Here is a 23301-nt window from a genome sequence, read left to right as displayed (position 1 = left end):
ATACACCCTTGTAGTCATCATTCAAATGACAGCTGCAAAGAAACCTCTGGAGTCAGAGTATGTCTGATTTAACCAATAGCGTGAAATCTTCTAGCTTAAATGCGGGTCAAGCACACACAGCAATTAATGCAAAAAGCAACACAAACGAGTCTGAGTCTACGTCAGACAAATTAGGACTATCCAACCCAGCACTTTGGTACAGCGGCGGTTTTATCGCTCTGTTCGTGGCACTTGCTCTATTTGATGGCGAGCTGTTATCAAGCCTAGTAAATGCGGGCTTTGCATGGTCTGTAAAAGTATTTGGTCCTTACTGGCAAATGCTTCTTCTTCTGACTTTTCTTATTGGTCTTGGCTTAGCTGCAGGGCGAACAGGCAAGGTTATCCTAGGCGGCATCGCTAAACCGGAAATGGATGGTTTCCGTTGGATGGCTATCATTTTCTGTACGCTACTTGCAGGCGGTGGTGTATTTTGGGCCGCAGCAGAGCCTATCGCTCACTACGTTAGCCCACCACCATTGTATGGCGCGCAAGAAAATGCGCAGCAAGGCGCGGTGAATGCTTTATCGCAATCATTCATGCACTGGGGTTTCCTAGCATGGGCTATTGTGGGTAGCTTAACGTCTATCGTGGTTATGCACCTTCACTACGACAAAGGCTTACCGCTTAAACCTCGTATTCTGCTTTACCCTGTATTAGGTGAGCGTGCTCTGAAAGGCCACACCGGCGCACTGATTGATGCATGTTGTATTGTCGCAGTAGCGGCGGGAACCATTGGTCCTATTGGTTTCTTAGGCTTGCAAGTGAGCTACGCACTGAACGCACTGTTTGATATTCCAGATGGGTTCACAACGCAGTTGATCATCATCCTGTTCGCTATCGTTCTATACACATTATCGGCATTAAGTGGTCTTAACCGCGGAATGCAAATGCTAAGCCGTTACAACGTAATTTTGGCAATGGCATTGATGGTCTACATCCTGATCTTTGGCCCAACAAACTTCATCTTCAATGGCTACATCCAAGGTGTAGGCAGCATGATTGATAACTTCATCCCAATGGCAACATACCGTGGTGACGAAGGTTGGTTGAGCTGGTGGACAGTGTTCTTCTGGGGTTGGTTCTTAGGTTACGGCCCAATGATGGCTATCTTCATCGCTCGTATTTCACGTGGTCGTAGTATCCGTCAATTGGTGACAACGATTAGTCTAGTTGCACCGTTTGTAACTTGTTTCTGGTTCACAATTGTTGGCGGCTCTGGCCTTGCGTTTGAAATCGCAGATCCAGGCAGTGTGAGTAAAGCGTTTGAAGGCTTTAACTTACCAGGTGCGCTACTGGCGGTAACTCAGCAGCTACCAATGCCAATGCTTATCTCAATTCTGTTCTTGATCTTAACCACGATCTTCATCGTAACGACTGGTGACTCAATGACTTACACCATCAGTGTGGTGATCAGTGGTGAGACAGAACCGAATGCAATTATTCGTACCTTTTGGGGTGTGATGATGGGGGTAACAGCGTTAATTCTGATTTCCCTAGGAGCCGGCGGTATTTCAGCGCTGCAATCCTTCATTGTTATCACCGCGGTACCGGTGTCCTTAATCTTGCTGCCATCACTTTGGAATGCGCCTCAAATCGCAATCAAGATGGCAAAAGAGCAGGGACTCTAAAGATAAGGCTCTGTAAGAAAGAGCTCTGTAAAACAAGAAACTGATTAAATAAGAACAAATCAGCCTTTGAAAGAAGGCTGATGCAAGATTCCGAAAGGAACAGAAAAACCGTACTGGTGAAGATACATCGGGCGGCACGTATTTAGGTCAATCGATCTAGTCAGGACAAATAATAAGGGGTGAGTTTGCTTGCCTCGATAACTATCAAAAACGTGAAAGCTAACCAACATACTGTCGCAACAATGCTTCAAATGACGCCAACGCTCGGTTCTGAATGGCTAGCAAAATCCTATAACTATAAGGTGGTGAGCAAAATGGATGCACATCGTTCTACTTACACTGAATCAGTACTACGTGACGCAACCGTCGTCATGGCACCGGAAAGGCTAGGTGCAATGCACCAAACACGCATCAGCTTCGTGAGAACACTGATTCGTAAAATGGCGCAACAGCAATGGAAAGTGACTAAGCATGAGTGGCAATTAGACACTCAAGGGTTTGGCCATGTTATCTATAAGCTGGCGACGCCAAACCATGTTTATCATTTGGTTGTTTTCTGCGATGAGATCGCAGATGACGAACGAAATGACCGTGTAATTGCTGAAAAGTGGGATGTAACGTTTGCGCTTGTTCTTGGTGATGTTGATGTCACCCTACTTGAGAGACTTCGTGCGAATGTACCGCTACAAGAAGCCGGCCGTAATCCTAACAATGTGCTTGTTTTAGCGCGTGCAAACAAAAGTGTACGTGTGTTTGAACATATCGTTAGTCACTTGGCTAAAGGTGTTCAACCAACACCAAAAGAGCTGGCTGAAGTGGGTTACATCCTGCGAACGACAGCGGTATACGGCAATGGAAAATTTGGAATTGCTGACTTTAAAGTCTTAGAGAAAAATGAAGATTTTAATCAGTCGTTTAGTGCGCAAATGTGTGCGGTTTATATGCTGCGTGAGTTCAGCCTAGATTGGGTTCATTACCTAGCGGAGCAACAAGGCGGAGAACAGGCGATTACCTTGCACAGAGGTTTACAACGCTACCTAGGTGTGGGTAATGCTACTGGTTTAGGCATGGCGCCATATTTGATTAACCACCCAAGTATTGTCGATCAATGGATGACTACTCGTGAACATGCATTAGCTGACGTGTTAGCTAGTCACACGGAGAAGGCATTGATTGAACCACTACGAACATTAGTTAAAAAAGCGATTTGTCATTTAGAACAAGTCGTTACCATCAATGAAACCCAGCAAGAGTTAAACAAAGCGGCGGTTGATGACCTTAAAAAGGCTGAGCAATCGCTTGAAGCGTCTGTCAGCCAATGTGATACGTGGGCGCAGTTAGTTGAACAATCTAAGCACATGAGTATGGAAGCCCAAGAAATCCTTATCTCATGCTTGATGGAATTGTACCCAGAATTAGTGGACGCCCATCAAGAGCATATGAATTGCAGCGAAACACTGTCGCTTCCTAGTGGCAAAAAGATTCAAGACCTTCTTGTTGTATTAGAAGAAAAGTACCGTTGGGCGATCACGACTGATTTTACCAAAGCACAGAACAACTACTGGTTTTGGTATCGCTCTCAAGACAAAGAAGAGCCAAGGCTTGGAGTGCGAGGTGAGGAGCTAGGTGAAGAGCGTGAACTGCCGTTGGATATAGGTCGTCAAGCTTACCGTTTGTACCATGCTTTATTGCAGTTTGCGCCAGAGCTTTCATTAGCTGAGTTCCTTGTTAAGCAACCTCAGCACCGTGCGATAGCTCGTCGTGTATGGACGCTAGGCAACAAGGCGATGGGCGACATTCAAATGAATGTGCTGCATCAAGATTCGCCACCAATGCATTTACTGCGTTGCAAGCTTGCGATGTTTGGCGCGACTAAGTTTGATCCTCGCTCAGACCGTTGGGTACGAGTGACGTTTTTCCAAGGTGCACCACTGCTTGATGAAATTCATCAGGACGAATGGGTGTTCCCAGTCTTACCAAGTGAAGCGGAGCTTGCTGACTCTCAAAAATCTACTACACACATCAACGCTCAACATGGAGGTAAATCGTTATGATCGTTTCTCACAATGAACTGGTAGCGGCCGTCAATAAAGCCTTTCTGGGTATGCGTCGTACATGTGGTGAAGCCGATGTGATAGCGAACATGGTGGCAGATTTACAAATGGTCGGTTTGGATGGTGTTCGTCATTTTAACAATGCGAGCAACTTCATTGGGCTAGAAGACGATTGCCCAGTGGACATTCAAGTGCTTAGTGATAACACGGTTGAAGTTGATCTGCACAAGGCAAGTTTGGCGTGCCACCTTCCAGTGGTGATGGATTACGCGATTGAAAAAATGGTCGGCAAGAAGACGTTGAAAATTGAGCTCAACAACTGTCATAACCGCTGGCTAGCGTATAGCGAGCTTGTGAAACTGGCCGCGAAAGGCATCGCGTGTACTGCACGTTGGGACAACGGATCCAACCCTAAGAGCACTTTGTATGTGCTCAACCGTGGTTGCGTTGCACCAGAACTGTTTTTATCAGATTTGCCTCTGGCATCGGACGATCATATCCATAATATGACCATCGAGCTTTCCGTCCAGGATTTCGATATCGAACGTTTGTCAGATGGCTACCAAACACACATTGAATCGGAAGCGCTTTTTAAAACTCAAGAGAAGGCGTGGAATGAAGGCATTGAAGTTGACGATGGAGAGTGGGGCGCGTTGAAAGAAACGGCGACGGCTATCCTTGTTGAAAACAGCCAACGTTCAATTCAAGGTGCAGGTGAACTAGAAGCTTCTTAGCTATAAGTTATAGAAACTAAGTTTATAGATATTTAGCTTATAGAAACTGAGCCTATAAAGCCTGAGCTTATTGAACTTAAAAGCATCATCTACAACAGATAAAACCAAAGAGCTTAACGTATCCTCACCTCGTTAAGCTCTTTTTATTTGTGCCGCATTTTTATTCTTCCTCTCAATAGCTCAAACCTTAAACTCTCTGTTTTGACACAAGTTGTTACGCGTTGAAGGTAAATTAAGCGATTAGATGAAGCACCTTCACATTCATGTTAAACAAACGGTTTCTTTTACAAGCCACTATGCGTATCTTGCTAACTAAAGGTGCCAATGGGCGCCGTTTTTATTCGTACCGATGACTTTAGAATCAGATAAAAAGGAATGAAGCGTGCAAGCTAACTTTATTGATGGAACCACCCTGTATCGTCAGCACTCTTTTGAGTTGCCACTCGATTACCAAGCAAAAGATGGACAACAGATCCAAGTCTTCGCACGCGAGCTGGTTGATCTCGCTAAAGATGCGCAAGAGCTGCCGTGGTTGATCTACTTTCAAGGCGGCCCGGGTTTTCCTTCTCCACGTGTTAGCGGCCAATCAGGTTGGCTAAAGCGTGCATTGCAAAACTACCGTGTTCTGCTTCTTGATCAACGTGGTACAGGCAACAGTACGGTGATCAGCCACGAAACATTGGCGCACCTGTCTCCAGAGCAGCAAGCTGAATACCTAACTCATTTCAGAGCCGATAACATCGTTCGTGACGCGGAAGCGATTCGTGAGCAGTTCGGTGTTAAACAGTGGTCGACGATTGGCCAGAGCTTTGGTGGCTTCTGCACATTGAGCTACTTGTCGCTGTTCCCACAAAGCCTAAAGTGCTGTTATGTCACGGGCGGTATACCTTCTATCGAACGCGAAGCTGACGATGTGTATCGTGCGACCTACAAGCGTGTAGAAGACAAAAACAAAGCCTTCTTTGCTCAGTTCCCGCAAGCGCAAGCTATGTGTCGTGAGATCTCTGATTACCTACTTAACAACGACGTGAGACTGCCAAATGGTCAGGTGTTTACGGTTGAACAGTTCCAGTTGATTGGTATTAATCTTGGCGGCGGTGAAGCAAACCTTCCTATGTACTTCACATTAGAGACTGCGTTTGTTGAAGTGAACGGTAACAAACAGCTGAGCTACAGCTTCCTAAACCAAATGCAGCAAGAGCAGGGCTACCTAACAAACCCTATCTACGCGATTCTACATGAATCGATTTACTGCCAAGGTACAGCGTCTAACTGGTCGGCACATCGAGTTCGTCAGCAGTACCCACACTTCAACTACCAATCGGGTCGTGAGTTCTGGTTTACCGGAGAAATGGTCTACCCATGGATGTTCGACCAACTAGAAACGTTGAAGCCACTGCGTGAAGCAGCCAATCTATTAGCTGAGAAATCGGATTGGGGTACTTTGTACAACGCGGAGCAGCTGAGCAAGAATACGGTTCCTATGGCGTGTGCAGTTTACGCAGATGACATGTACGTAGAACTGGATTACAGCCGCGAAACACTGGCTAATATTCCAAACTCGAAAGCGTGGATTACCAACGAGTATGAGCACAATGGTTTGAGAGTGGATGGTGAACGAATCGTCGATAAGTTAATGACGATGGTTGATGCATTAGAAAACTTGCCAAAATAATTAATTTTTCCCTGCCAGAAACAAGAAAACGCTGCATCCGTGCAGCGTTTTTTTTATGTCATCGAACTATTCGATTTAAGGAACTAGGAGGGGTAGCCCTTGAAGCCATTAAGGTTGGATGACGATATCTTGATTTTCAGTGGTCGATAAGCTGGCGCGGTTCTGTTCGATAAGCTGAGCCGCATAAGAGGGAGTCACAGCTTGAATTTCGCCTTTTGAACGAATCGTTAATGCTTCCCACGCATGGTCACGATATTTGCCTGTTTGTGTATATTCAATTAGTACTCTCATGATTCTTCCATCCGATGTGTGGTTAACGTGCTACTAACATTAGCGCCATTATTGAGGTTGCACACCTGTTAAAAATGGAACATAAGATTAACCAAATGAGAATGCGAGTAACTTGAAAAAAAGGCCCTATTGCACTTATCTTACTTAACCGTACTTATCGTAACCAAGCGTACCTATTGTAAATAGCTCTCATAAAAAACGCTGCACAATGGCAGCGTTAAAGTAGAGATAGGTTGAAGATTGATTAGCTGTTTTCTAGGCCAACAATCTTTCGTGCAGACATCACTGCACTATCTAAATCGGTCAATCTACCAGCACTGGCTGGACCAAGAACTGATGAATACAAAGCCAACTGCTTCTCAAATGATAAATCTAATTGGTTATATAGATTTTGGCGGATTTGAGCGTGTTGCTGTGGCTGTGCGCTCGACAGGCCTTCCAACGTATCGTAGATGAGTGTAGTTGTATCCATAACTGTCCTTAGTACATCTTTAGAAAATTTTGCATATTATGCACTTGGTGTCATCTTTGTTCTGCGAGATTGATCGCATTATGTGCAGCTCTGCTTAATTGTGTAATCAGTTAGTTACAATTGTGTTGTTTGGCAAAGCGTCGAAAGGGTGCGTTTAGACAAAAGAAAAGGAGACACAGTGGTCTCCCTTTGGTTTATTGCAACTCACTTTCTAAGCCATTTGTCTGTTACCGGATATTGATGGTGTTGTCTCTGCGGTCATACATGTCTGGAGTGGTATGTAAGCCACCTGCGTAACCTGCCGCTTCAAGTGTTTCTCTTACCTCACGAACATGCTCTGCGGTTACTGGTTCTTGCCTGTCTCCAAGGTGCAATCGGACGAAGGTGATCAACTCAGCCAGTCTCTGATCCGATAGGACATCTTCAAAGCTTGCCATTGGCATGAAGTTTCTATCCTTGTCAAGGTAGGTCGGTTGTAAACCGCGAACAGTTACCGCAATGGTGTTGAATGGGTCGCTGTGCATGATGATACCGTTGTTCAACAGAGTAGGGGCGATAGGGTCGCGACCTTTACCATCGTCACCATGACACGCCCCACAGGTCTGACGATATGTGGCGTAGATTTCTCTTTTATACGCGGCCTCATCAAACCCTTTAGGTTGTAACGGTACTGCGTCACTAGCGATGGTGTTGTTGACGTCTCCGCTGAGAAGGTAATAAGACATCGATTCAACGTCTTCACGCGTCATCAAACTCAGACTGTTCTTTACTACGTCAGCCATACCCGCAAAAGCAGTTCCTTTGTCTGAATGACCTGTGTGTAAGAAGTCGGTGAGTATTGCTTCATCCCAACCATCGATATAGAGCTCATTGGCTGTGATATCAGGCGCATTCCAACCATCAATTAAGTTACCTTGGAAAATACGTTCTGGTATTAGAGCTTGGGCAATATTTCGTGGGGTATGGCACTCAGAACAGTGACCAAGACCTGCGACCCAATATTTGCCTTGTTGCCATTTATCGACATCATCAATTTCTCCCTTAAGTTCCTCTGGTACTTCGTAATCAATAGGGTCTGTATCCATAAAGACGATGTTCCAGCCAAGCAAACCTAAGCGAATATTGGATGGAAACATCATGCTGTTGTCATCATTGCGTCGCGGCACGGCGGTGATTGACTGCATGTATTCCCATAAATCAACCATGTCTTGGTCGGTGAGATATTGATAAGAGGTGTAAGGCATTGCAGGGTACAGGTAACCATTCTTACCTTTACCTGCAACTAACGCGGCTCGGAAATCATCGAAGTCATAAGTCCCAATACCTTCGGTGGTGTGTGGCGTTATGTTGGTTGAATACACGGTGCCGAAAGGGGTAACAAAGGGCAGGCCGCCAGCAAAGGGTTCTCCACCTTCTGCACTATGACAAGCCACACAGTCACCGGCATAAGCGAGATATTCTCCGCGCTCAACAGATGATGCTTTCAAACTCGCGAGCCTTTGTTGCTCTACTTCACCAGCATGTCGTATATAAGCCCCAAGCGCGAGTATTTCGTTCTCGGTGAGCTGCTTATCAAACGCAGGCATTAGGTTGTTCAAACCGTAATTGATGGTGTGCTGAATCTCTTCAATACTTCCGCCGTGAAGCCAGATATCATCGGAAAGATCAGGTACGCCAATCGCTGGATTAGCGACAGCACCATCGGCATGACAAGACGAACAGTATTTGACGAACAAGGTTTTACCGAGCTCGACTTTAATCTCCGGCACATCGGTATGACGTTGGTTGAGAGAGGCTAGATAGTAGGAGACTTTTGCCACCTCATCTGGGCGCATGATTTCACTCCAACCCGGCATAGCACCGTTCCGACCTTTAGCTATCGAATGAATCACAGCTTCATCACTGCCACCATAAAGCCATTCTTGGTCTATCAGATTGGGAAAGTGCTTTTGTCCCTGAGCATTATCTCGGTGACAAGCGGCGCAGTGAGTTTGGAACAGGATTTGACCGCTGTTCACAATCTCTGGGACCGCAGCTAATCCTTCTAACGTGGTGTCACTGGTTTGTGAAAATTGTTCGTTAAGGCTGGTGGTCGGCGAACTGAGTTTGTCGTCGCTTTGTTTCCAATCGACTAATCCTTCCCATTCGCCAAGCCCGGGGTAGAGCACTAAATAACCCGCAGACAAAAGAAATGCCACTGCATAACTGACAAATAACAGCTTAGGTGGAGGCGCATCTTTCTCTTCAATACCATCAAAGGTGCCAATGGTGTGGTCGTGATCGGCCTTGTGATTGCTACGCCAGTATTTAACGACAACAGACACCATCAGAACAAAGAATATTAAGGTTAAGAGTACCGCCCATAGATTCCAGAATGTGCTCATTGTGATACCTCCTGTGACGTATCTTTACCCAGGCTTTGTAAATAGCGAATCAGCGCTTCACCTTTGGTTTTGCCTCTTACTTGCAAACGGGCTTCACCAATTTCTTGATCGGTATAAGGCACTCCTAAGGTACGTAACACTTCCATTTTGGCGCTGATATCATCGCCAGTCAGAGTCTGCTCAAACAGCCACGGGTAAGAGGGCATGATCGATGTCGGTACGACTTTTCGAGGATCAATTAAGTGAATAACATGCCATTGGTCAGAATACTTTCTACCTAAGTTAGTGAGGTCTGGGCCAGTACGTTTAGAGCCCCACAAGTTAGGAAACTCATAGATATCGTCTGCTTCTTGGTTCGGGCGACCATTTCGTTTCACTTCTGGCTCAAGAGGGCGAACCATTTGTGTGTGACAAACATGGCAGCCTTCACTGATGTAGATGTCTCGGCCTGCTAACTCAATAGGTGTGAGCGGCATCGCTAAACTGCCTTTGGCAATATCGTCTCCACGGACGATGCTTGGCACTACCCAAACCAATAAAGAGAAGGAGGCGACAACAACGGTAGTCAAAATCAAAATGACGATTGAATGTGTAAAGTCTTTACTCATCATTTAAGCCCCCTCATTAACGGTGTGTTTAGCGTTATGTACGGCGGGCATACGAACCGTTTTGTACAAGTTGAATGCCATTAAGAACAATCCAAGGACGAACAGCGCGCCACCAAAGAATCGTAAGAACAACCAAGGTGCTTTGAAGTCCATTGCCTCTACAAAACTGTAAATCAGTTCGCCATTTTCATTTTGAGCGAGCCACATATAACCTTCACCGATGCCCGCGACCCAAAGTGCTATCGCATAAAGAGCGACGCCTGCATGAGCGAGCCAGAAGTGCCACTTAATCAGTCGTGGCGACCAAAGATCGGTTTGGCCCCATAAGCGCGGAATGAAGTAGTAAAAGACCGCTATCCCTGACATCCCAACCCAGCCTAGTGCTGCTGAATGTACGTGACCGATAATCCATTCGGTGTTATGTGCCACCATGTTGAACCAGCGAATGGCAAGCAATGGGCCTTCAAATGTCGCTAAGCAGTAGTAAAGAATTGCTGAGAAAAAGAATAAAAGAATGTAATCGGACTTCAGCTTTTCTTTGTTTTGTAGAAGGGTCATTGCGCTATTGAACGCACCAGCCCACGAAGGGAGCCATAGGATCAACGACATCACGATTCCGATGTTCTGAATCCAGATGGGAACGGAAGAGTAAACGAGATGGTGTGTCCCGGCCCATGTGTAGAAACCGACCAAGCCCCAGAAGTGGATCACTGACAATCGGTACGAATAGATAGGTCTATCTGCCGCTTTGGGTATGAAATAGTAATTCATACCAATGATACCCGCAGTCAGTAGGAAGCCGACGGCATTATGTCCCCACCACCACTGCACTATCGCATCTTGAGCTCCTGCAAATACAGAGTAAGACTTCATCGCTAACACTGGTATCGCGAGGTTGTTGACGATGAAAATCATGGCAACGACGATGATGAAAGCAGCAAAGAACCAGTTTGCCACGAAGATATGGCTGACCTTCCGCTTTGCAAGCGTGCCAAAGAACAACACCGCATAAAGCACCCAAACCAGCACAATCATTAAGTCGATTGGCCATTCAAGCTCTGCATACTCTTTTGAGGTGGTGTGGCCTGCGGGGAGGGAAATGACCGCTAGTAAAAGAATGAATTGCCATCCCCAAAATACCATCCATGAAAGACTTTTGTTAAACAGGTCACAATGGCCCGTTCGTTGGGCAATGTACAAAGAGGTCCCCATCAAAATATTCACGACGAAGCCGTATATCACACCAGAGGTATGTAGCGGGCGCAGTCGACCAAATTGGAAATATTGGGAATCGAAGTTTAAGACTGGCCAATATAATTGCGCGGCGAGAATCACGCCGATGATCATACCTACGATCGCCCACACTAAGGATGCGACGATGAAGTACTTCACGACCTTAATGCTGTATTGCGTTGTCACTTGTTCCATAACAAGGCTCCTTGCCTAGAGGTTTTGAACCGCTGACTTAATTTTATTCGTTGACTTCATTTGAATCGCCGAGCGAGCTTGAATCATTACCCAGCACTGAATAGAAATAGGAAATATCACGGATATCTTGGTCTGAAAGCGTGTCGGCTTGTTGCTGCATGAGAATCGCTAAGCCACTGGTTCTTTCGCGTGTCTGATAATCTTTCAGTGAAGAGATCAGATATCCCACTTTTTGACCGCGTAGGTTCGGGTAGGGATCTTGTGTTGAAATGCCATCAACGCCATGACAGGTCATACACACTTTGGCTTTTTGTTTACCTAATTCGAATTGCTCTTTGTTAACTTCAGCAGAAACAGGAAACATGACCAACGTCATTGCTAGGGTAGAAAGTGTCGCCATGGGGTTAAATTTTTTTATATTCAAACTCATTCTCGATTCCCTTGATTATGAAATGAGTAAGCTTTTTAAGATCAACGCACGAGATCAACTGGTGGAGTAGAAACGACTGGAACCCGTTATTAAGTCTCTTAAAGCTGCTTACGTTCGATTAAAGGTTATGCAGCAACTAGCATTCTCGCTACTCGCAGACTCATTTTTATTGTCAACTTTATTGGCCATTACGTATTCAGTGGCTGGATTGGATTACTCAAGGTGTTTAAAAAGCAGAGATTTCTACTAGATAAACGTGACCGAATGATTATCTGGGAAGGAGTAAAGGTTGTGTTCGCGCAGGATTATAAGGTGAAATGTTATTTAGTCAGGGTTGAGTTGTACGAATCAAAAATAAGGCAATGTCTAAGCAAGTTAAATGGCCAATATGGACTAAACTCAGGTTAGTGACCTTTTTAAAACGGAGTTTAAAATGAGAACTGCACTGTTGTTTGTACTTTCATTGTGTTCATTTTCTATTTTCGCTGCATCGCAACTCACTGTATTTGACCATCTAGGTCAAAAGCACCAGTTAAGCCGAGAACAACTGTTACAACTTCCCCAACAAGAGATTGTTACATCATTACCTTGGGTTGATGGAGAGTTGGTTTATAGCGGTGTAACTCTGCAAACAGTGCTTGAAACAATGGATTTACCTATTACATCTCAGGTAACTTTCGTGGCGTTAAACGACTATAAAATCGCGGTGCCTAAAGAAGATTTTTATGATTATCAGCCAATCATTGCGATAAAACAAAATGGAAAATTCATGTCGGTTAGAGACAAAGGTCCTTATTGGTTGATATATCCTCTTTCTTCGACGCCTGATATTGATAACACAGACTTCCATGCCAAGATGATCTGGCAGATACGCGATATTCACTTATAAGGGCTTAGTATGAAAAAGCTGTTGTCATTGACTGCCATTAAAGTCGTCGTGTTATCTTTGGCTGCGGTGGTACTCACCGTTAATATTTACAGTGTCACTCGCATTAACGACATCAACAAAAGCTTTTCGACTCGACAAAATGAAGCCACCTGGTTTGTTTTCCAGTTAGTAAAGGAATATGCCAACTTTTTGATGGTGAGCCGTTCTGAAAACATTGATTATGAAGAGTTATGGCTAGCATACGATATTACGTGGAGCCGTTTTGATATATTAATTAACAGTGCCGAGTCTTCTAATTTTATTAAGTCAGCAAACTTTAAGCCTTATTTTACTGCGGAGTTTGAGAAATTTAAGAGTTTGGAAGCTTCAATTGAATTGGTTGAACGAGGAGTGCTACCGAAGGGTTCTTTACAGAAAAAGGTCGATATTTGTTACCACACACTCGTTGGTTTTATTAACGACAAGTTTCGATTACAAAGCCCTGTGATTGAAGAAAATACTTCAATGGTTGATAAATTAGTTATCGTCCATCTAATCAGTAGCGTGTTTCTAGTTGCCATCTTGTTGATTACAGGAATTATTTTCTATGTGGATTTCTCTATCAAAAGAAAACTCTATTCTACGGATTTTATTACAGGGTTTCGTAATCGAATCTCATTGATGAAATTTGTGAAGAATAGCTACTCAAAGGATAACAACTTTGATCTTTATTTTGTCCGAATCAGAAATCTTAGCGAAATCAATCAAAAATATGGACTTGAATATGGCGACCTTGTCGTGAGTTCGGCAGCTAAGTCTTTGACCGCTAAGATACCGGAAAGCACTATTTCATTTCGCAGTAGCGGAAGCCAATTCTTATTTTTTATTCCTGACCATTTGTATGCGAGTGATGAAATTCAGGAAAGGTTCAATGATGTGCTTAGTGATTACATATCAGCGGGAAATTTAGAGTTGATGATTGACGCTGTAGTAAGGCATAAGAAAAACATAAGCTCTAAAGACATGATGGAGTTATTGACTACCATCAAGGGATAAGATTGTTTAAAAGCTTAGTTCTAATTTCTTACTCCTCATTAATATCGATGTCTCTACCTTTGACTAGGTGTACAGCCTTACATAACAATCCTTATCTGAACGTATTTTATTCGCTTCGGATGAAACTTATGTCTGTTTAATAAACGTTAATCCCAATACACCTAATGTTTATTACTGCGCTTGATTTCTGGTGGTAGCTCAGGTTAAAAATAGATTAACAATTATTTTTGGTTCAGCGCTATGATCCTTTTGTTAGGGACCGATTTTAAAATATCTTGCTGATCTAGAATTGTTTGTGGATTATGGTCACGAACAAATTCGATAAACTCAATGTAAGTTAATGGTTGGCTGAAATAATAACCCTGTATTAGATCGCAGTTGGCTTTTCGAAGGTGATGATATTGCTCGATAGATTCGACTCCTTCCCCAACAACTAAGGTGTCACAAGAGTGGCCCAAGTTAACCATGGATTCGACCATCTTACGGTCAGCTTTGTCGGTGGCGATATTGTCGATAAAGCTCTTGTCAATTTTAAGCTCATCGACAGGATAATGAAGAAGCTGGTTAAATGCTGTGTAACCCGTACCGAAGTCGTCGAGGGAAACTTTTAAACCCAAGCTTCTAATGCTCTCGATTGTCTGTACGGTCAATTTGGTGCTTTTTACATAGCTGGTTTCAGTAATTTCAATGATGATGTTGCCAGGCGGAACTTTATAACGCTCGAGTACCTTACGAATGTTGTCGGCAAAGTTGCGATTATAGAGCTCCATCGCTGATATGTTTATGGATAATGTACCTTTGTAGTTGTGAATCTCTGAGAGCTCTTTATAGCTCTTGATTGCGGTGCTGATGACCCACATGTCGAGTTTGGAGATTAAATTGCTCTTCTCCGCGACTGGAATGAACTCATCTGGCCCTGCTTTGATATCAAAAAGAGCAGGGCAACGAATCAGACATTCCGCGCCGTCGATATGCAGTGTTTGAGCATTGAAGATAGGCATAAAACGAAGTTCAAAGTTGTCACTCTCACAGCACTCCAATAGCCTTTTCTCGATAACATCATGCCTTTCAAGTGAGTGAAGCAACTCTTCGCCATAAACAATTCGGCTCTCGCCGTCACTATGATCCTTAGCATTAATCAACATCTCATCGATACATCGGTGCCATATCTCTTCAAATTTCGGGGTATCTACGGGGAGAACACCCGTTGCAATCGAGAGCCTGAAACCATAGTAATCGAGGAAAGCCGTACCCGTGAGGGTGTTGTTAATGTTCTCAATCTCTTCATTTATTGATTGATGCCCGCCTATTTCTAAGATGGCGATGAACTGGTTTCCTCCCAGCCTTGCTAAAGAATAGTCACTGCAACTAAAGCCGAAAGAGGATTGTTGGTTTTGCAACGTTTCTCTCAATGTTCTAGCTAGACTTACCAAGACGTTATCACCGACTTTTGCGCCATATAAATCATTGATTTTACGGAAGTCGATAATGTCCCAACATACTAGGTAACAGTGTGGGCTCATAGAGCTTTTTAAACGAACATCAAGATGTCGAATGAACGAGCGCCTATTGGCTAACTTGGTTAATTGATCAAATTCGGCTTCGAATTTCAATTCCGTCAATGAATCAATATAGGCGTTCTTGAGTCCGTCAATTTCACTTTGTCCGGATGAGCGTTTAAAGTATCTAAGTTTGAGTCCACCAATGGAGATTTCGTGTAACAAGTCTTTGAGTGGACGGACTAATTGGTAGCGTACGACCATGTGTACGATGAGCATAATAATGAATAATATCGTTAAGCCACCAAGCAAGGTCTCCTGAGCGATGAGGGATTTTTCTGGATTGAATTTCTTTTCACGAATATTAATTTGAGCGAGAAAATGTCGACTATTCATCTCAACGTTGATGCTGTCTTTAGTTTGTTTAAAGGATTTAATAACGAATTGCGTGTTGTCAATATGCTCGGTATTTGATGATGGTTCAATTAGAAGTTGCGTATTGTCATCATCGTTATATTTGGTGAGTAAATTAGAGAGTTGTTTTAATGGGCCATCTGCAATCAATATATATCGATTCAAACTCATTTTTGCGCGTTTGTCCTGGGGGAGTAAATAAGGGTCTATTGCAGCAACATAAGCGTATCTGAGTTCACCACTCACAGAGATATAAGAAAAGCCTTCGTGGGAGAGTTCATTCTTATTGATCAAAGATGTATAGATATCGAAAACTTTCTCGTAGATATTATCGGGGATTTTTAGGCCTTCAAAAGGGTCAACTCGTAAAGTAGATAGCGTTAATTGGAATTTAGGATCAACAATATAGATATTACGTTGACCAAATTGATTTACGTGACTTTGGTTTAAGACTCGAAGTACTCTTTTTTCCAATAGGGATAAGGTGGTGTAGTCTCCGGGGTTTTGAATATATCGTAAGAACTGTAAGGATGAACCAATATCTTTTACTAGTAAAGACAAGCCGAGTTGTTCGTACTCAGCCGCAACTAGGGCGGTATTTACATCGGATTGTACTTCGTCTAAATACAGGTGTTTAGTGTGGTTAGAGGCTAAGTTATAGGTAACCACTCCGCCTATTGCAAATACGAACAATAACGTAGGAATGAGTACAAAATAGAGCTTCTTCAATAATGGCATTGATTATCTCAAACTGTCGACAATACGGTTACGGATTTGAATACTATTGGGCTCGAGTTGCTCATATAGATAGCTGCGTTCTAATACCTCTTTGCTAGGGAATAGCTCCGGATCGTTTTGATACTCTTGAGTGGTCAGTACTTTTGCTTTCGAGCTTGGAGTTGCAAACCAGGAGTCCATCGCGTTTTGAGCGGCGATCTCGGGTTGAGATAAGAATAATAGAATCGTGGTCGCTTGTGGAGATAGCTCACCGTTGTTAATTGCAGCAATACATTCCAACCATAACGTAGTACCTTCGTTAGGGACAATATAAGCCCAAGAAGCATTAGGTTCCGCATCGTTCAGTACATAGCTATCGCCTGAGTAGCCGTAGGCGAGGTTGATCTCAGCGAGACGTTCAGGTTGGTGGATATAGTCAATGACGTACTCACTGCTTTCAATATGAGGCTTTTGAGCTTGCAGGGTTTTGTAAGCTACGCGAAGTTCTTGCTCGTTATTAGTGAATGGCTCAAATTCATTTGCTAACAATGCGGTACTCACCAAATCGGTTGGTTCGTAATACATACTTATGCGACCACGGCTGTTCGCGTCTGGTTCGAGAATAGCTTTCCAAGAGGTGGGAGTGCTTACTTTGTCACTTCGATATAAGATTCCCGCTGTCCCCCAAGCATAGGGGATACCATGCTCTCCACATCCTTCAACCCACCTTGAATCGATGTTGCCAGCAATGGATTGTTGTAGTTCATGAAGGTTATGAAATAGATTCTGTTGGGCTAGTGCCTTGAGCTTTACGCTTTCTATAATCACCAGCTCAAATGCGCCCCGACGTTCGCTTAATAGCACTTCATCTCTGATCGATTCGTCAGAAAAAAACTGTTGTTTCAAAGAAATGCCGTATGTGTCACTTAATTGGGTCACGACGCTGTCAGAGAGAAATTCGTCCCAATTGTAGAGATATATGTCATTCTGTTGGCCAAATGCCGTGCCAGTCAAAATGGATGATGACACAAGAACTGAAGCATAAAGTGATTTCACTGGCGGATTCCTTTCCTACTTTACCTAACTCAATCGTAGACCAAAATTTGCGACATAGTTCAAATTTATCTCTCTAATTTCACTTCAACTTTATGCATTGCATGCAGATACCCAATTCCTGCGATCCAGTTAGAACTATAAACTAGCTTTGGTTACAAGATAATTAAGTTAAATCATGGTGATATTACGCTTTAGTGAACGAAAAGCTGAAAAAGCGCTTACATGAGGCCATAGACTTCTGATTTGGATTGATGAAAACGCGTAGTCTGTCTAATTATTTGAAAATGGGCAAATAAATATGCAATTGACCGAGTGCTTTTTCGTTAATTATGCAATAGTAAAGCATTAATTGAGCTACAAGGAAGTTAGTTTATGGATGCAGGTTTAGTTGGTGTATTTGTTACCGTGGCGATTGCCCACTTTTTGGCGTTGTTAAGTCCCGGGCCAGATTTTGTGATTGTGGTGAAGAGTGCTGTTCGAAATAAGGGAAGAAAGGCGTTAGGTGTTGCATGCGGTATTGCCAGTGCAAATGCTGTTTATATTGCTTTATGCCTAGTTGGTGTCGGCTCGATTTTGGCGGCATCCGTTTCTGTTATGATTGCATTGAAGATTATTGGTGGAGTATTTCTCGTTTATCTTGCTGTTCAAGCGATAAGAGCCAAAAAATGTAATTACAGCAATATTGATGTTGCTGAAGAAAGTACCTCCAATCAAACGACTTTTCTTAAAGAATTCGTCACGGGTTTTCTATCTGGAATCCTTAATCCTAAAAATCTTTTGTTCTACTTGAGCTTATTCACGGTTGTACTGAATAATGAGGTGGGTTTCATGTTCAAATTGGGGTTAGGTATTTGGATGACAGTGGTTGTGTTTGTGTGGGATGCCGCGATTATATTCCTTTTATCTGCACCTAAAGTCCGCCGAGAATTTACGCGTGTCGCTTACTACATTGATAAAGTGACTGGTGTCATGCTAGGCCTACTTGGCTTGACTATTGTGAAATCTGCTCTAGTACGCCATTAGATTTAATTGAATCGTAATTACTCCATAAGCTTACGTTCGTAGCTCAATATGATGTCGGTGTGCCGCGAACGTGCGCTTATTTGTTCCCTAATTAGGGATTACCAAGCCTTATCTTTGGTTTAAGCCATATACTCAACGTTCTGTTGAACTCGTAAACTCTTTTGATAACGCCCAGTTTATCAATCCATACTTATTGAATAAGCAATAGTAAAGTTGCTGTTAAACACTTGTAGCACAGAGTGTTTGTGCTTATTGTAGTCAGCAATATTTAATCAATACCAGAGCTAGGCAGTATTGTGAGTTTAGAGATATATCAAGTAGATTCGTTTACAACTCAAGCGTTTAAAGGGAACCCTGCTGGGGTCTGCATCTCCAAAGAGCCATTGGATGAGTCGCTAATGTTTTCAATCGCTGAAGAGATGGCGGTATCCGAAACGGCTTTTCTTTCGCTTAGCACCATGACGCTTAAATGGTTCACTCCCGAAGTAGAAGTGAAGTTATGTGGGCATGGTACACTGGCAACTGTTCATGTAATGAAAGAACAAGGGCTGATCAATCCAGGTGATAGAGTTGTGTTCAACACATTATCAGGGGAGTTATCAGCCGCAGTTTGTGAATCGTCTATTGAGCTTGATTTCCCAAGTACTCAGTTATCATTGTGTTCCGAACCCAACCTCACGTTACTTGAATATCTTGGCTTAGAGCCGCATCAAGTCGTTTCATTCAGAGAGTTTGAGTCTAAGCAGTTAATTGAAGTTTCCAACGAACAAGTGCTATTGGAGCTTTCACCGAACTTTGATGCTTTAAAAGGCATTCAAGGACGAGGTGTTGTGGTGACAGCGCTATCATCAAATGCGGAGCTTGATTTTGTTTCTCGCTACTTTGCACCCTGGGTTGGGGTTAATGAAGATCCTGTGACTGGCTCGGCACATTGTGCATTGACGCAGCACTGGGCTGAAAAGCTAAACAAAAGCTGCTTCAGTGCTTATCAGGCGTCTCGTCGTGGTGGTTATATGTCGACAGAGTTATTAGCTAACGGGCGAATCAAGCTGATTGGTTCGGCTATTACTGTGATTAGTGGTGTGTTGAAGCTTTAGAGCTTTGTTGAATCTTTAGAGCTCAGTTGAATCTATAAAGCATTGTTGCCGTATTTTTTTGACTAACCAAGTGAGTTTTCTTAGGCCATTTATGGTTGAGCAAAACGGCTAGGGTGTAATGTTATTATTGAAGGAATCACAATGTCAGCCTTTTATCTTTCTCAAATACTCGTCGCGATTGCTATCTGTTTCGATCTTCTGTCTTTTCAGTTTAAAGAAAGGAAGAAAATTGTAACCTGTCTATTCTTTGCTGGCGTGCTTATCTCTAGTCATTTTATTTTGCTCGAGCAATGGACAGCGGCGAGTTTAATGATCATTGCAACAATCCGTTATTTAACGAGTGTATTTTCTACATCGTCTAAGTTTAAATATTTGTTCTGTTCCATGTCGGTGATCGCAACGGTTGTGACTTACTCAGGGCTGACTAGCATATTGAGCTGCTTTGCTTCCGTGTTTCAAACCTTTGCTGCCTTTAACAAAGATGACCGCAGATTAAGAGAATTGATGATCATCGGAACCAGTTTTTGGTTGGTTCACAATTACTTAGTTGGCTCGCCAACAGCGGTTCTTATGGAGGCGCTGTTTATCTGCAGTAACTTGGTGGGCTATTACCGTTTTTATTTCAGAAATAGTGCTGCTGCTTAGGTTTTACAGTGCAGTTCAAGTCCAGGTTGTTAATCAATTCAATGCTAGCTAGGAGAGCTTGATGCCAAACATTTACAATGATGTTCCTTCGTCAATGCCCAATGAAATATTCAATGACCTGCTTGCGAACGACAGTGTTCGAATCGAAAGGATATTGTCGCATGGACATAGCTCACCAGAAGAGGGTTGGTATGACCAAGAAGAGAATGAATGGGTAATGGTGCTTGAAGGTCAAGGTGTCATCGAGTTTGAAGATGGGCGTGTTGTCACCCTGTCTAAAGGGGATTTCATCAACATTACTGCGCGAGAAAAGCACAAGGTCATTGGTACGGATAAAGACATGGTGACGATCTGGTTGGCTGTGTTTTATCGTTGATCTCTTGATCGAAAGCTGAGGTTGTTGAGTTTGGATTATAGAGCCTGTTGATTCAGCTGTTTATTTGCCCCTTTGAAAGGGCTTAGGACAAAAAGGAGTATGTCGTGGTTAGAATTCGAAATTATCAAACGAGTGATGACAAAGCACTGTGGGAGATCTTCTTTCATACTGTACGTAATGTGAATGTTCGAGATTATTCTCAACAGCAAGTCGAAGCTTGGGCACCTAGTAGCTTTGACTTTGCGTTATGGCAAAAGCGTATGAATGGGTTACAACCCTTTGTGGCTGAGCTAGATGGTTGCGTTGTTGGCTATACTGACCTGCAACCCAATGGCCTGATTGACCACTTTTTCTGTCATCATGAATATCAAGGCAAAGGCGTCGCTAGAGCTTTAATGGAGCATGTATTTGAGGTTGGTCGGGCTCGTGGTCTCTCTCGATACTTTTCAGAGGTGAGTATTACCGCTAGGCCTTTCTATGAGCACCTTGGTTTTGCAGTCGTTAATGAGCAGCAAGTCGAAATGCGTGGCGTAAAACTCACCAATTACGTGATGGAGAAGGTAGTGCCTTCAGAGGAACGGTAATCTCATTTTTGTTACAGTTTTTGCCTGATTTTTTGTTCTCCTCTTCGAGAAAAATCATCACTTTAGAGATAATATTCACTTCAACTAATATCAGTGAAGGAAGAAAAGTGGGTATTGAAGCTTTAGCGTTTGTGATGGACGCATTAATCACCGCATGTTGTATGTATATCGCCTCTAAAATGTCATTCGTGGTCGCAGATTTTAAATCCCTTCTTACTATTGCTGTAATCGTTGCTTTGGTGTCATTGATTCCGACAGTGGGCTGGGTGTTAGGGTTGATTCTATTTGTGTTCCTACTGGGGAAAGCGACGCACTCTAGTATTGGTGATTGCATATGGGTGGTGGTTTTCACAAAGGTGGTATCGATGGCGGCCTTTCTGATATTCGGGCGCTTGTTTATGTAATCCGGGTTCTTACTTATATAAAGGCAGGCTCGGCTAATTTGATACCGATCTTAACTTGGTATTTAAACATGAAAAGGGTGTGAACCTGTCACACCTCTAAGAACCTTTGATTTGTGTTCGTCTGTGTTATTTAGGCAGTAATACAGCGTCAATAACATGAATAACACCATTGCTCGCTTCAACATCTGCCATCACGACCTGCGCTTTGTTGATCATCACATTGCCGTGATCAATTCCTACCATTACCGTTTCACCTTGCACTGTTACGGCACTATCAAGTTTCATCACTTCAGACGCCATTATTTTTCCTGGCACCACATGATAGGTCAGTACTGCGATTAGCTTGTCTTTGTTTTCTGGCTTCAACAGCATATCAACCGTTCCTTCAGGTAGTGCAGCGAACGCTTCATCCGTTGGCGCAAACACAGTGAACGGGCCATCACCTTTCAATGTTTCAACTAAGCCTGCCGCCTTTGCTGCAGCTACCAAGGTATTGAAAGAGCCATTTTCAGCCGCTACGTCAACGATATCTTTCTTCATTCCGTGGTGATCAGCGTGAGCAAAAGCTGCAAAAAGAAGCGTCGCAACTAGCACTGACATGGTTTTGATTAGTTTATTAAACATATTGTCTTCCTTTGAGTTGTGTCCGTTATTTTCGAGAGGTATTACGAGAGCTCAATCGTGATAGATCAATTTGTTGTGTCTTTGAGTGAATGGTTAGCGATATCGACCGCGCCAAGCGAATAAATTTACATTGTTAAATGCTTGTTATAATTTTATTTTGATGCTTATAGTTACTTGATGATTATTCAAATAATGGATGTGAATATGAGGTTTGTTTTACCAGTTGTCTTTTCTGCATTGGCTTCAATGCCTGCATACAGTGGTCTCGCTCCAAGTGAAGGTTTCAGCGGTAACTTCAGTGTATTGGCCGGTTTCTACTCTGACAGTAGTAATTTGAGTACTGAACAAGATTCGAATCAAGCAACTAACACCCAGGAAGGGGAGAGTGAAAACCAAGGGTTACTCGGCTTTTTGGGTACTGTTCAATATACTTTTGGCGAATCGCTGACTCACCAAGTGTATGCGGGTACGACGCGAGAGGATATTGCAACAGGTACCATTGCGTTTGAGATCGGTTATAGATACCAACTTTCTGGAGGCACCATATTAGACTTTTCTGTTCTTCCTACCCTTATCTCAGGTAAGGCTTGGTCTGACCCATATGCGGTTGGCGTCAATCGAAACGAAACCGATGTAAAAGGTAATGTTGGGCGATTGCAAATGACTAATATAGGCGGTACTGGCTTTCGAACGGATTTCGCGATTGGTGAATCTGACGTTGATGATGAGTTATCGGGCACCCAAGGCTTATCTCCGGAAGAAGCTGTGCTGCTTGATAGAGAAAGAACCTATTTATACGCCAAAGCAGGGTACCGCTTTATCTTGCCAAACCAAGCAGGTCTATTTGTTCCTTCAATGGTGTATTTCCACTCAGACGCAGAAGGGGGAGCACTCAGCTTCGATAGCTATGGCATAGAATTAAACTACGCTAAGCGAATCGGCCGTCATGGTTTCGTTGTTACGCTCGATGCAAGTGATCGTCAGTACGATGAAGCCAACCCTATTTATGGTAAAGCGCGCGAAGATAATGAATATGGTGCCTTTTTAGCGTACGAGTTTGGTGGCTTGATGGGCTATAAAGATTGGTCGTTTGTCACGTTACTTGGCTTAAGATCTATTGATTCAAATATCGATTTTTATAATTCAGAACAAGTATTCACAAGCGTTGGTGTGGACTATAAATTCTGACGTTCAT

Annotated in this window: 22 protein-coding genes; 13 read left to right on the top strand and 9 right to left on the bottom strand. The window is 43.3% G+C overall.

From position 1 onward, the window contains the following. Nucleotides 1-59 precede the first annotated feature (59 nt). The 4 genes from L4C44_RS04165 to L4C44_RS04150 all read left to right on the top strand — a co-directional run bounded on the left by L4C44_RS04165 (nt 60) and on the right by L4C44_RS04150 (nt 6130). The gene (locus L4C44_RS04165) at nt 60-1667 is read left to right on the top strand and encodes a BCCT family transporter (protein ID WP_285954596.1); all 1608 of its coding nucleotides are present in this window, start codon (nt 60-62) and stop codon (nt 1665-1667) included. A gap of 251 nt (nt 1668-1918) precedes the next feature. Continuing rightward, entirely contained in the window at nt 1919-3721 is a 1803-nt protein-coding gene (locus L4C44_RS04160; RefSeq protein ID WP_428804579.1) for a hypothetical protein, read from the top strand. Further along, nucleotides 3718-4455, top strand: a complete 738-nt coding sequence (locus tag L4C44_RS04155; RefSeq protein WP_048660319.1) for a DUF3726 domain-containing protein — start codon at nt 3718-3720, stop codon at nt 4453-4455. The genes L4C44_RS04160 and L4C44_RS04155 overlap by 4 nt, the downstream gene beginning before the upstream one ends. Nucleotides 4456-4837: 382 nt before the next feature. After that, nucleotides 4838-6130, top strand: coding sequence for an alpha/beta fold hydrolase (locus L4C44_RS04150; RefSeq protein WP_428804436.1), 1293 nt, complete (start codon nt 4838-4840; stop codon nt 6128-6130). Nucleotides 6131-6238: 108 nt separating this feature from the next. Here the strand turns inward: L4C44_RS04150 and L4C44_RS04145 are convergent, their stop codons facing one another. The 6 genes from L4C44_RS04145 to L4C44_RS04120 all read right to left on the bottom strand — a co-directional run bounded on the left by L4C44_RS04145 (nt 6239) and on the right by L4C44_RS04120 (nt 11743). Further along, nucleotides 6239-6421 carry a hypothetical protein gene (locus L4C44_RS04145; RefSeq protein ID WP_004730424.1) on the bottom strand — a complete coding sequence of 61 codons (183 nt, stop codon included), beginning with the start codon at nt 6419-6421 and terminating at the stop codon, nt 6239-6241. A gap of 244 nt (nt 6422-6665) precedes the next feature. Then, entirely contained in the window at nt 6666-6893 is a 228-nt protein-coding gene (locus tag L4C44_RS04140; RefSeq protein WP_285954594.1) for a PAS factor family protein, read from the bottom strand. Nucleotides 6894-7120: 227 nt separating this feature from the next. Next, entirely contained in the window at nt 7121-9277 is a 2157-nt protein-coding gene (locus L4C44_RS04135) for a c-type cytochrome (protein ID WP_428804435.1), read from the bottom strand. Beyond that, nucleotides 9274-9888, bottom strand: coding sequence for a cbb3-type cytochrome c oxidase subunit II (locus tag L4C44_RS04130; RefSeq protein WP_146490171.1), 615 nt, complete (start codon nt 9886-9888; stop codon nt 9274-9276). Before L4C44_RS04130 ends, L4C44_RS04135 begins: the two co-directional genes overlap by 4 nt. Beyond that, nucleotides 9889-11313: a cytochrome-c oxidase, cbb3-type subunit I gene (gene ccoN / locus L4C44_RS04125; protein ID WP_239718953.1), complete on the bottom strand. Its 1425-nt coding sequence runs from the start codon at nt 11311-11313 to the stop codon at nt 9889-9891. Nucleotides 11314-11356: 43 nt separating this feature from the next. Next, entirely contained in the window at nt 11357-11743 is a 387-nt protein-coding gene (locus L4C44_RS04120; protein ID WP_428804434.1) for a c-type cytochrome, read from the bottom strand. A gap of 433 nt (nt 11744-12176) precedes the next feature. Between L4C44_RS04120 and L4C44_RS04115 the strand changes: the two genes are divergently transcribed. Both L4C44_RS04115 and L4C44_RS04110 read left to right on the top strand, forming a co-directional pair. Further along, nucleotides 12177-12632 (top strand): putative pterin-binding protein, encoded by a 456-nt coding sequence (locus L4C44_RS04115; protein ID WP_239718955.1) that lies wholly within the window; start codon nt 12177-12179, stop codon nt 12630-12632. Between the two features lie 9 nt (nt 12633-12641). Then, nucleotides 12642-13667: a diguanylate cyclase domain-containing protein gene (locus L4C44_RS04110; protein ID WP_428804433.1), complete on the top strand. Its 1026-nt coding sequence runs from the start codon at nt 12642-12644 to the stop codon at nt 13665-13667. A 221-nt stretch (nt 13668-13888) separates the two neighbouring features. On the opposite strand, the gene L4C44_RS04105 is transcribed toward L4C44_RS04110, so the two are convergent. After that, nucleotides 13889-16318 carry a putative bifunctional diguanylate cyclase/phosphodiesterase gene (locus L4C44_RS04105; RefSeq protein ID WP_146490176.1) on the bottom strand — a complete coding sequence of 810 codons (2430 nt, stop codon included), beginning with the start codon at nt 16316-16318 and terminating at the stop codon, nt 13889-13891. A gap of 3 nt (nt 16319-16321) precedes the next feature. Then, nucleotides 16322-17353 carry an ABC transporter substrate-binding protein gene (locus L4C44_RS04100; RefSeq protein WP_239718958.1) on the bottom strand — a complete coding sequence of 344 codons (1032 nt, stop codon included), beginning with the start codon at nt 17351-17353 and terminating at the stop codon, nt 16322-16324. Between the two features lie 372 nt (nt 17354-17725). On the opposite strand from L4C44_RS04100, the gene L4C44_RS04095 reads away from it, so the two are divergent. The 6 genes from L4C44_RS04095 (at nt 17726) to L4C44_RS04070 (ending at nt 21482) form a co-directional block, all read left to right on the top strand. After that, nucleotides 17726-18376: a LysE family translocator gene (locus L4C44_RS04095; protein WP_061017223.1), complete on the top strand. Its 651-nt coding sequence runs from the start codon at nt 17726-17728 to the stop codon at nt 18374-18376. A gap of 296 nt (nt 18377-18672) precedes the next feature. Next, entirely contained in the window at nt 18673-19473 is an 801-nt protein-coding gene (locus L4C44_RS04090) for a PhzF family phenazine biosynthesis protein (protein WP_146490178.1), read from the top strand. A gap of 141 nt (nt 19474-19614) precedes the next feature. Further along, nucleotides 19615-20118 carry a YgjV family protein gene (locus tag L4C44_RS04085; protein ID WP_428804432.1) on the top strand — a complete coding sequence of 168 codons (504 nt, stop codon included), beginning with the start codon at nt 19615-19617 and terminating at the stop codon, nt 20116-20118. A gap of 61 nt (nt 20119-20179) precedes the next feature. Continuing rightward, nucleotides 20180-20494, top strand: a complete 315-nt coding sequence (locus tag L4C44_RS04080) for a cupin domain-containing protein (RefSeq protein WP_428804431.1) — start codon at nt 20180-20182, stop codon at nt 20492-20494. Between the two features lie 104 nt (nt 20495-20598). After that, the gene (locus L4C44_RS04075) at nt 20599-21078 is read left to right on the top strand and encodes a GNAT family N-acetyltransferase (protein ID WP_285954587.1); all 480 of its coding nucleotides are present in this window, start codon (nt 20599-20601) and stop codon (nt 21076-21078) included. Between the two features lie 107 nt (nt 21079-21185). After that, nucleotides 21186-21482, top strand: a complete 297-nt coding sequence (locus L4C44_RS04070; protein WP_017064710.1) for a hypothetical protein — start codon at nt 21186-21188, stop codon at nt 21480-21482. A 126-nt stretch (nt 21483-21608) separates the two neighbouring features. Here L4C44_RS04070 and L4C44_RS04065 read toward each other — a convergent pair whose 3' ends face one another. Beyond that, nucleotides 21609-22106 carry a fasciclin domain-containing protein gene (locus L4C44_RS04065; RefSeq protein WP_146490182.1) on the bottom strand — a complete coding sequence of 166 codons (498 nt, stop codon included), beginning with the start codon at nt 22104-22106 and terminating at the stop codon, nt 21609-21611. Between the two features lie 204 nt (nt 22107-22310). Between L4C44_RS04065 and L4C44_RS04060 the strand changes: the two genes are divergently transcribed. Beyond that, the gene (locus tag L4C44_RS04060; RefSeq protein WP_371715169.1) at nt 22311-23294 is read left to right on the top strand and encodes a DUF2860 family protein; all 984 of its coding nucleotides are present in this window, start codon (nt 22311-22313) and stop codon (nt 23292-23294) included. Nucleotides 23295-23301 lie beyond the last annotated feature (7 nt).

This window comes from Vibrio satsumensis (genome assembly GCF_050337435.1).
GTDB lineage: Bacteria > Pseudomonadota > Gammaproteobacteria > Enterobacterales > Vibrionaceae > Vibrio > Vibrio satsumensis.
The sequence above is the reverse complement of the archived record's forward strand: the minus strand, read 5'-3'. Positions and strand labels throughout refer to the sequence as shown.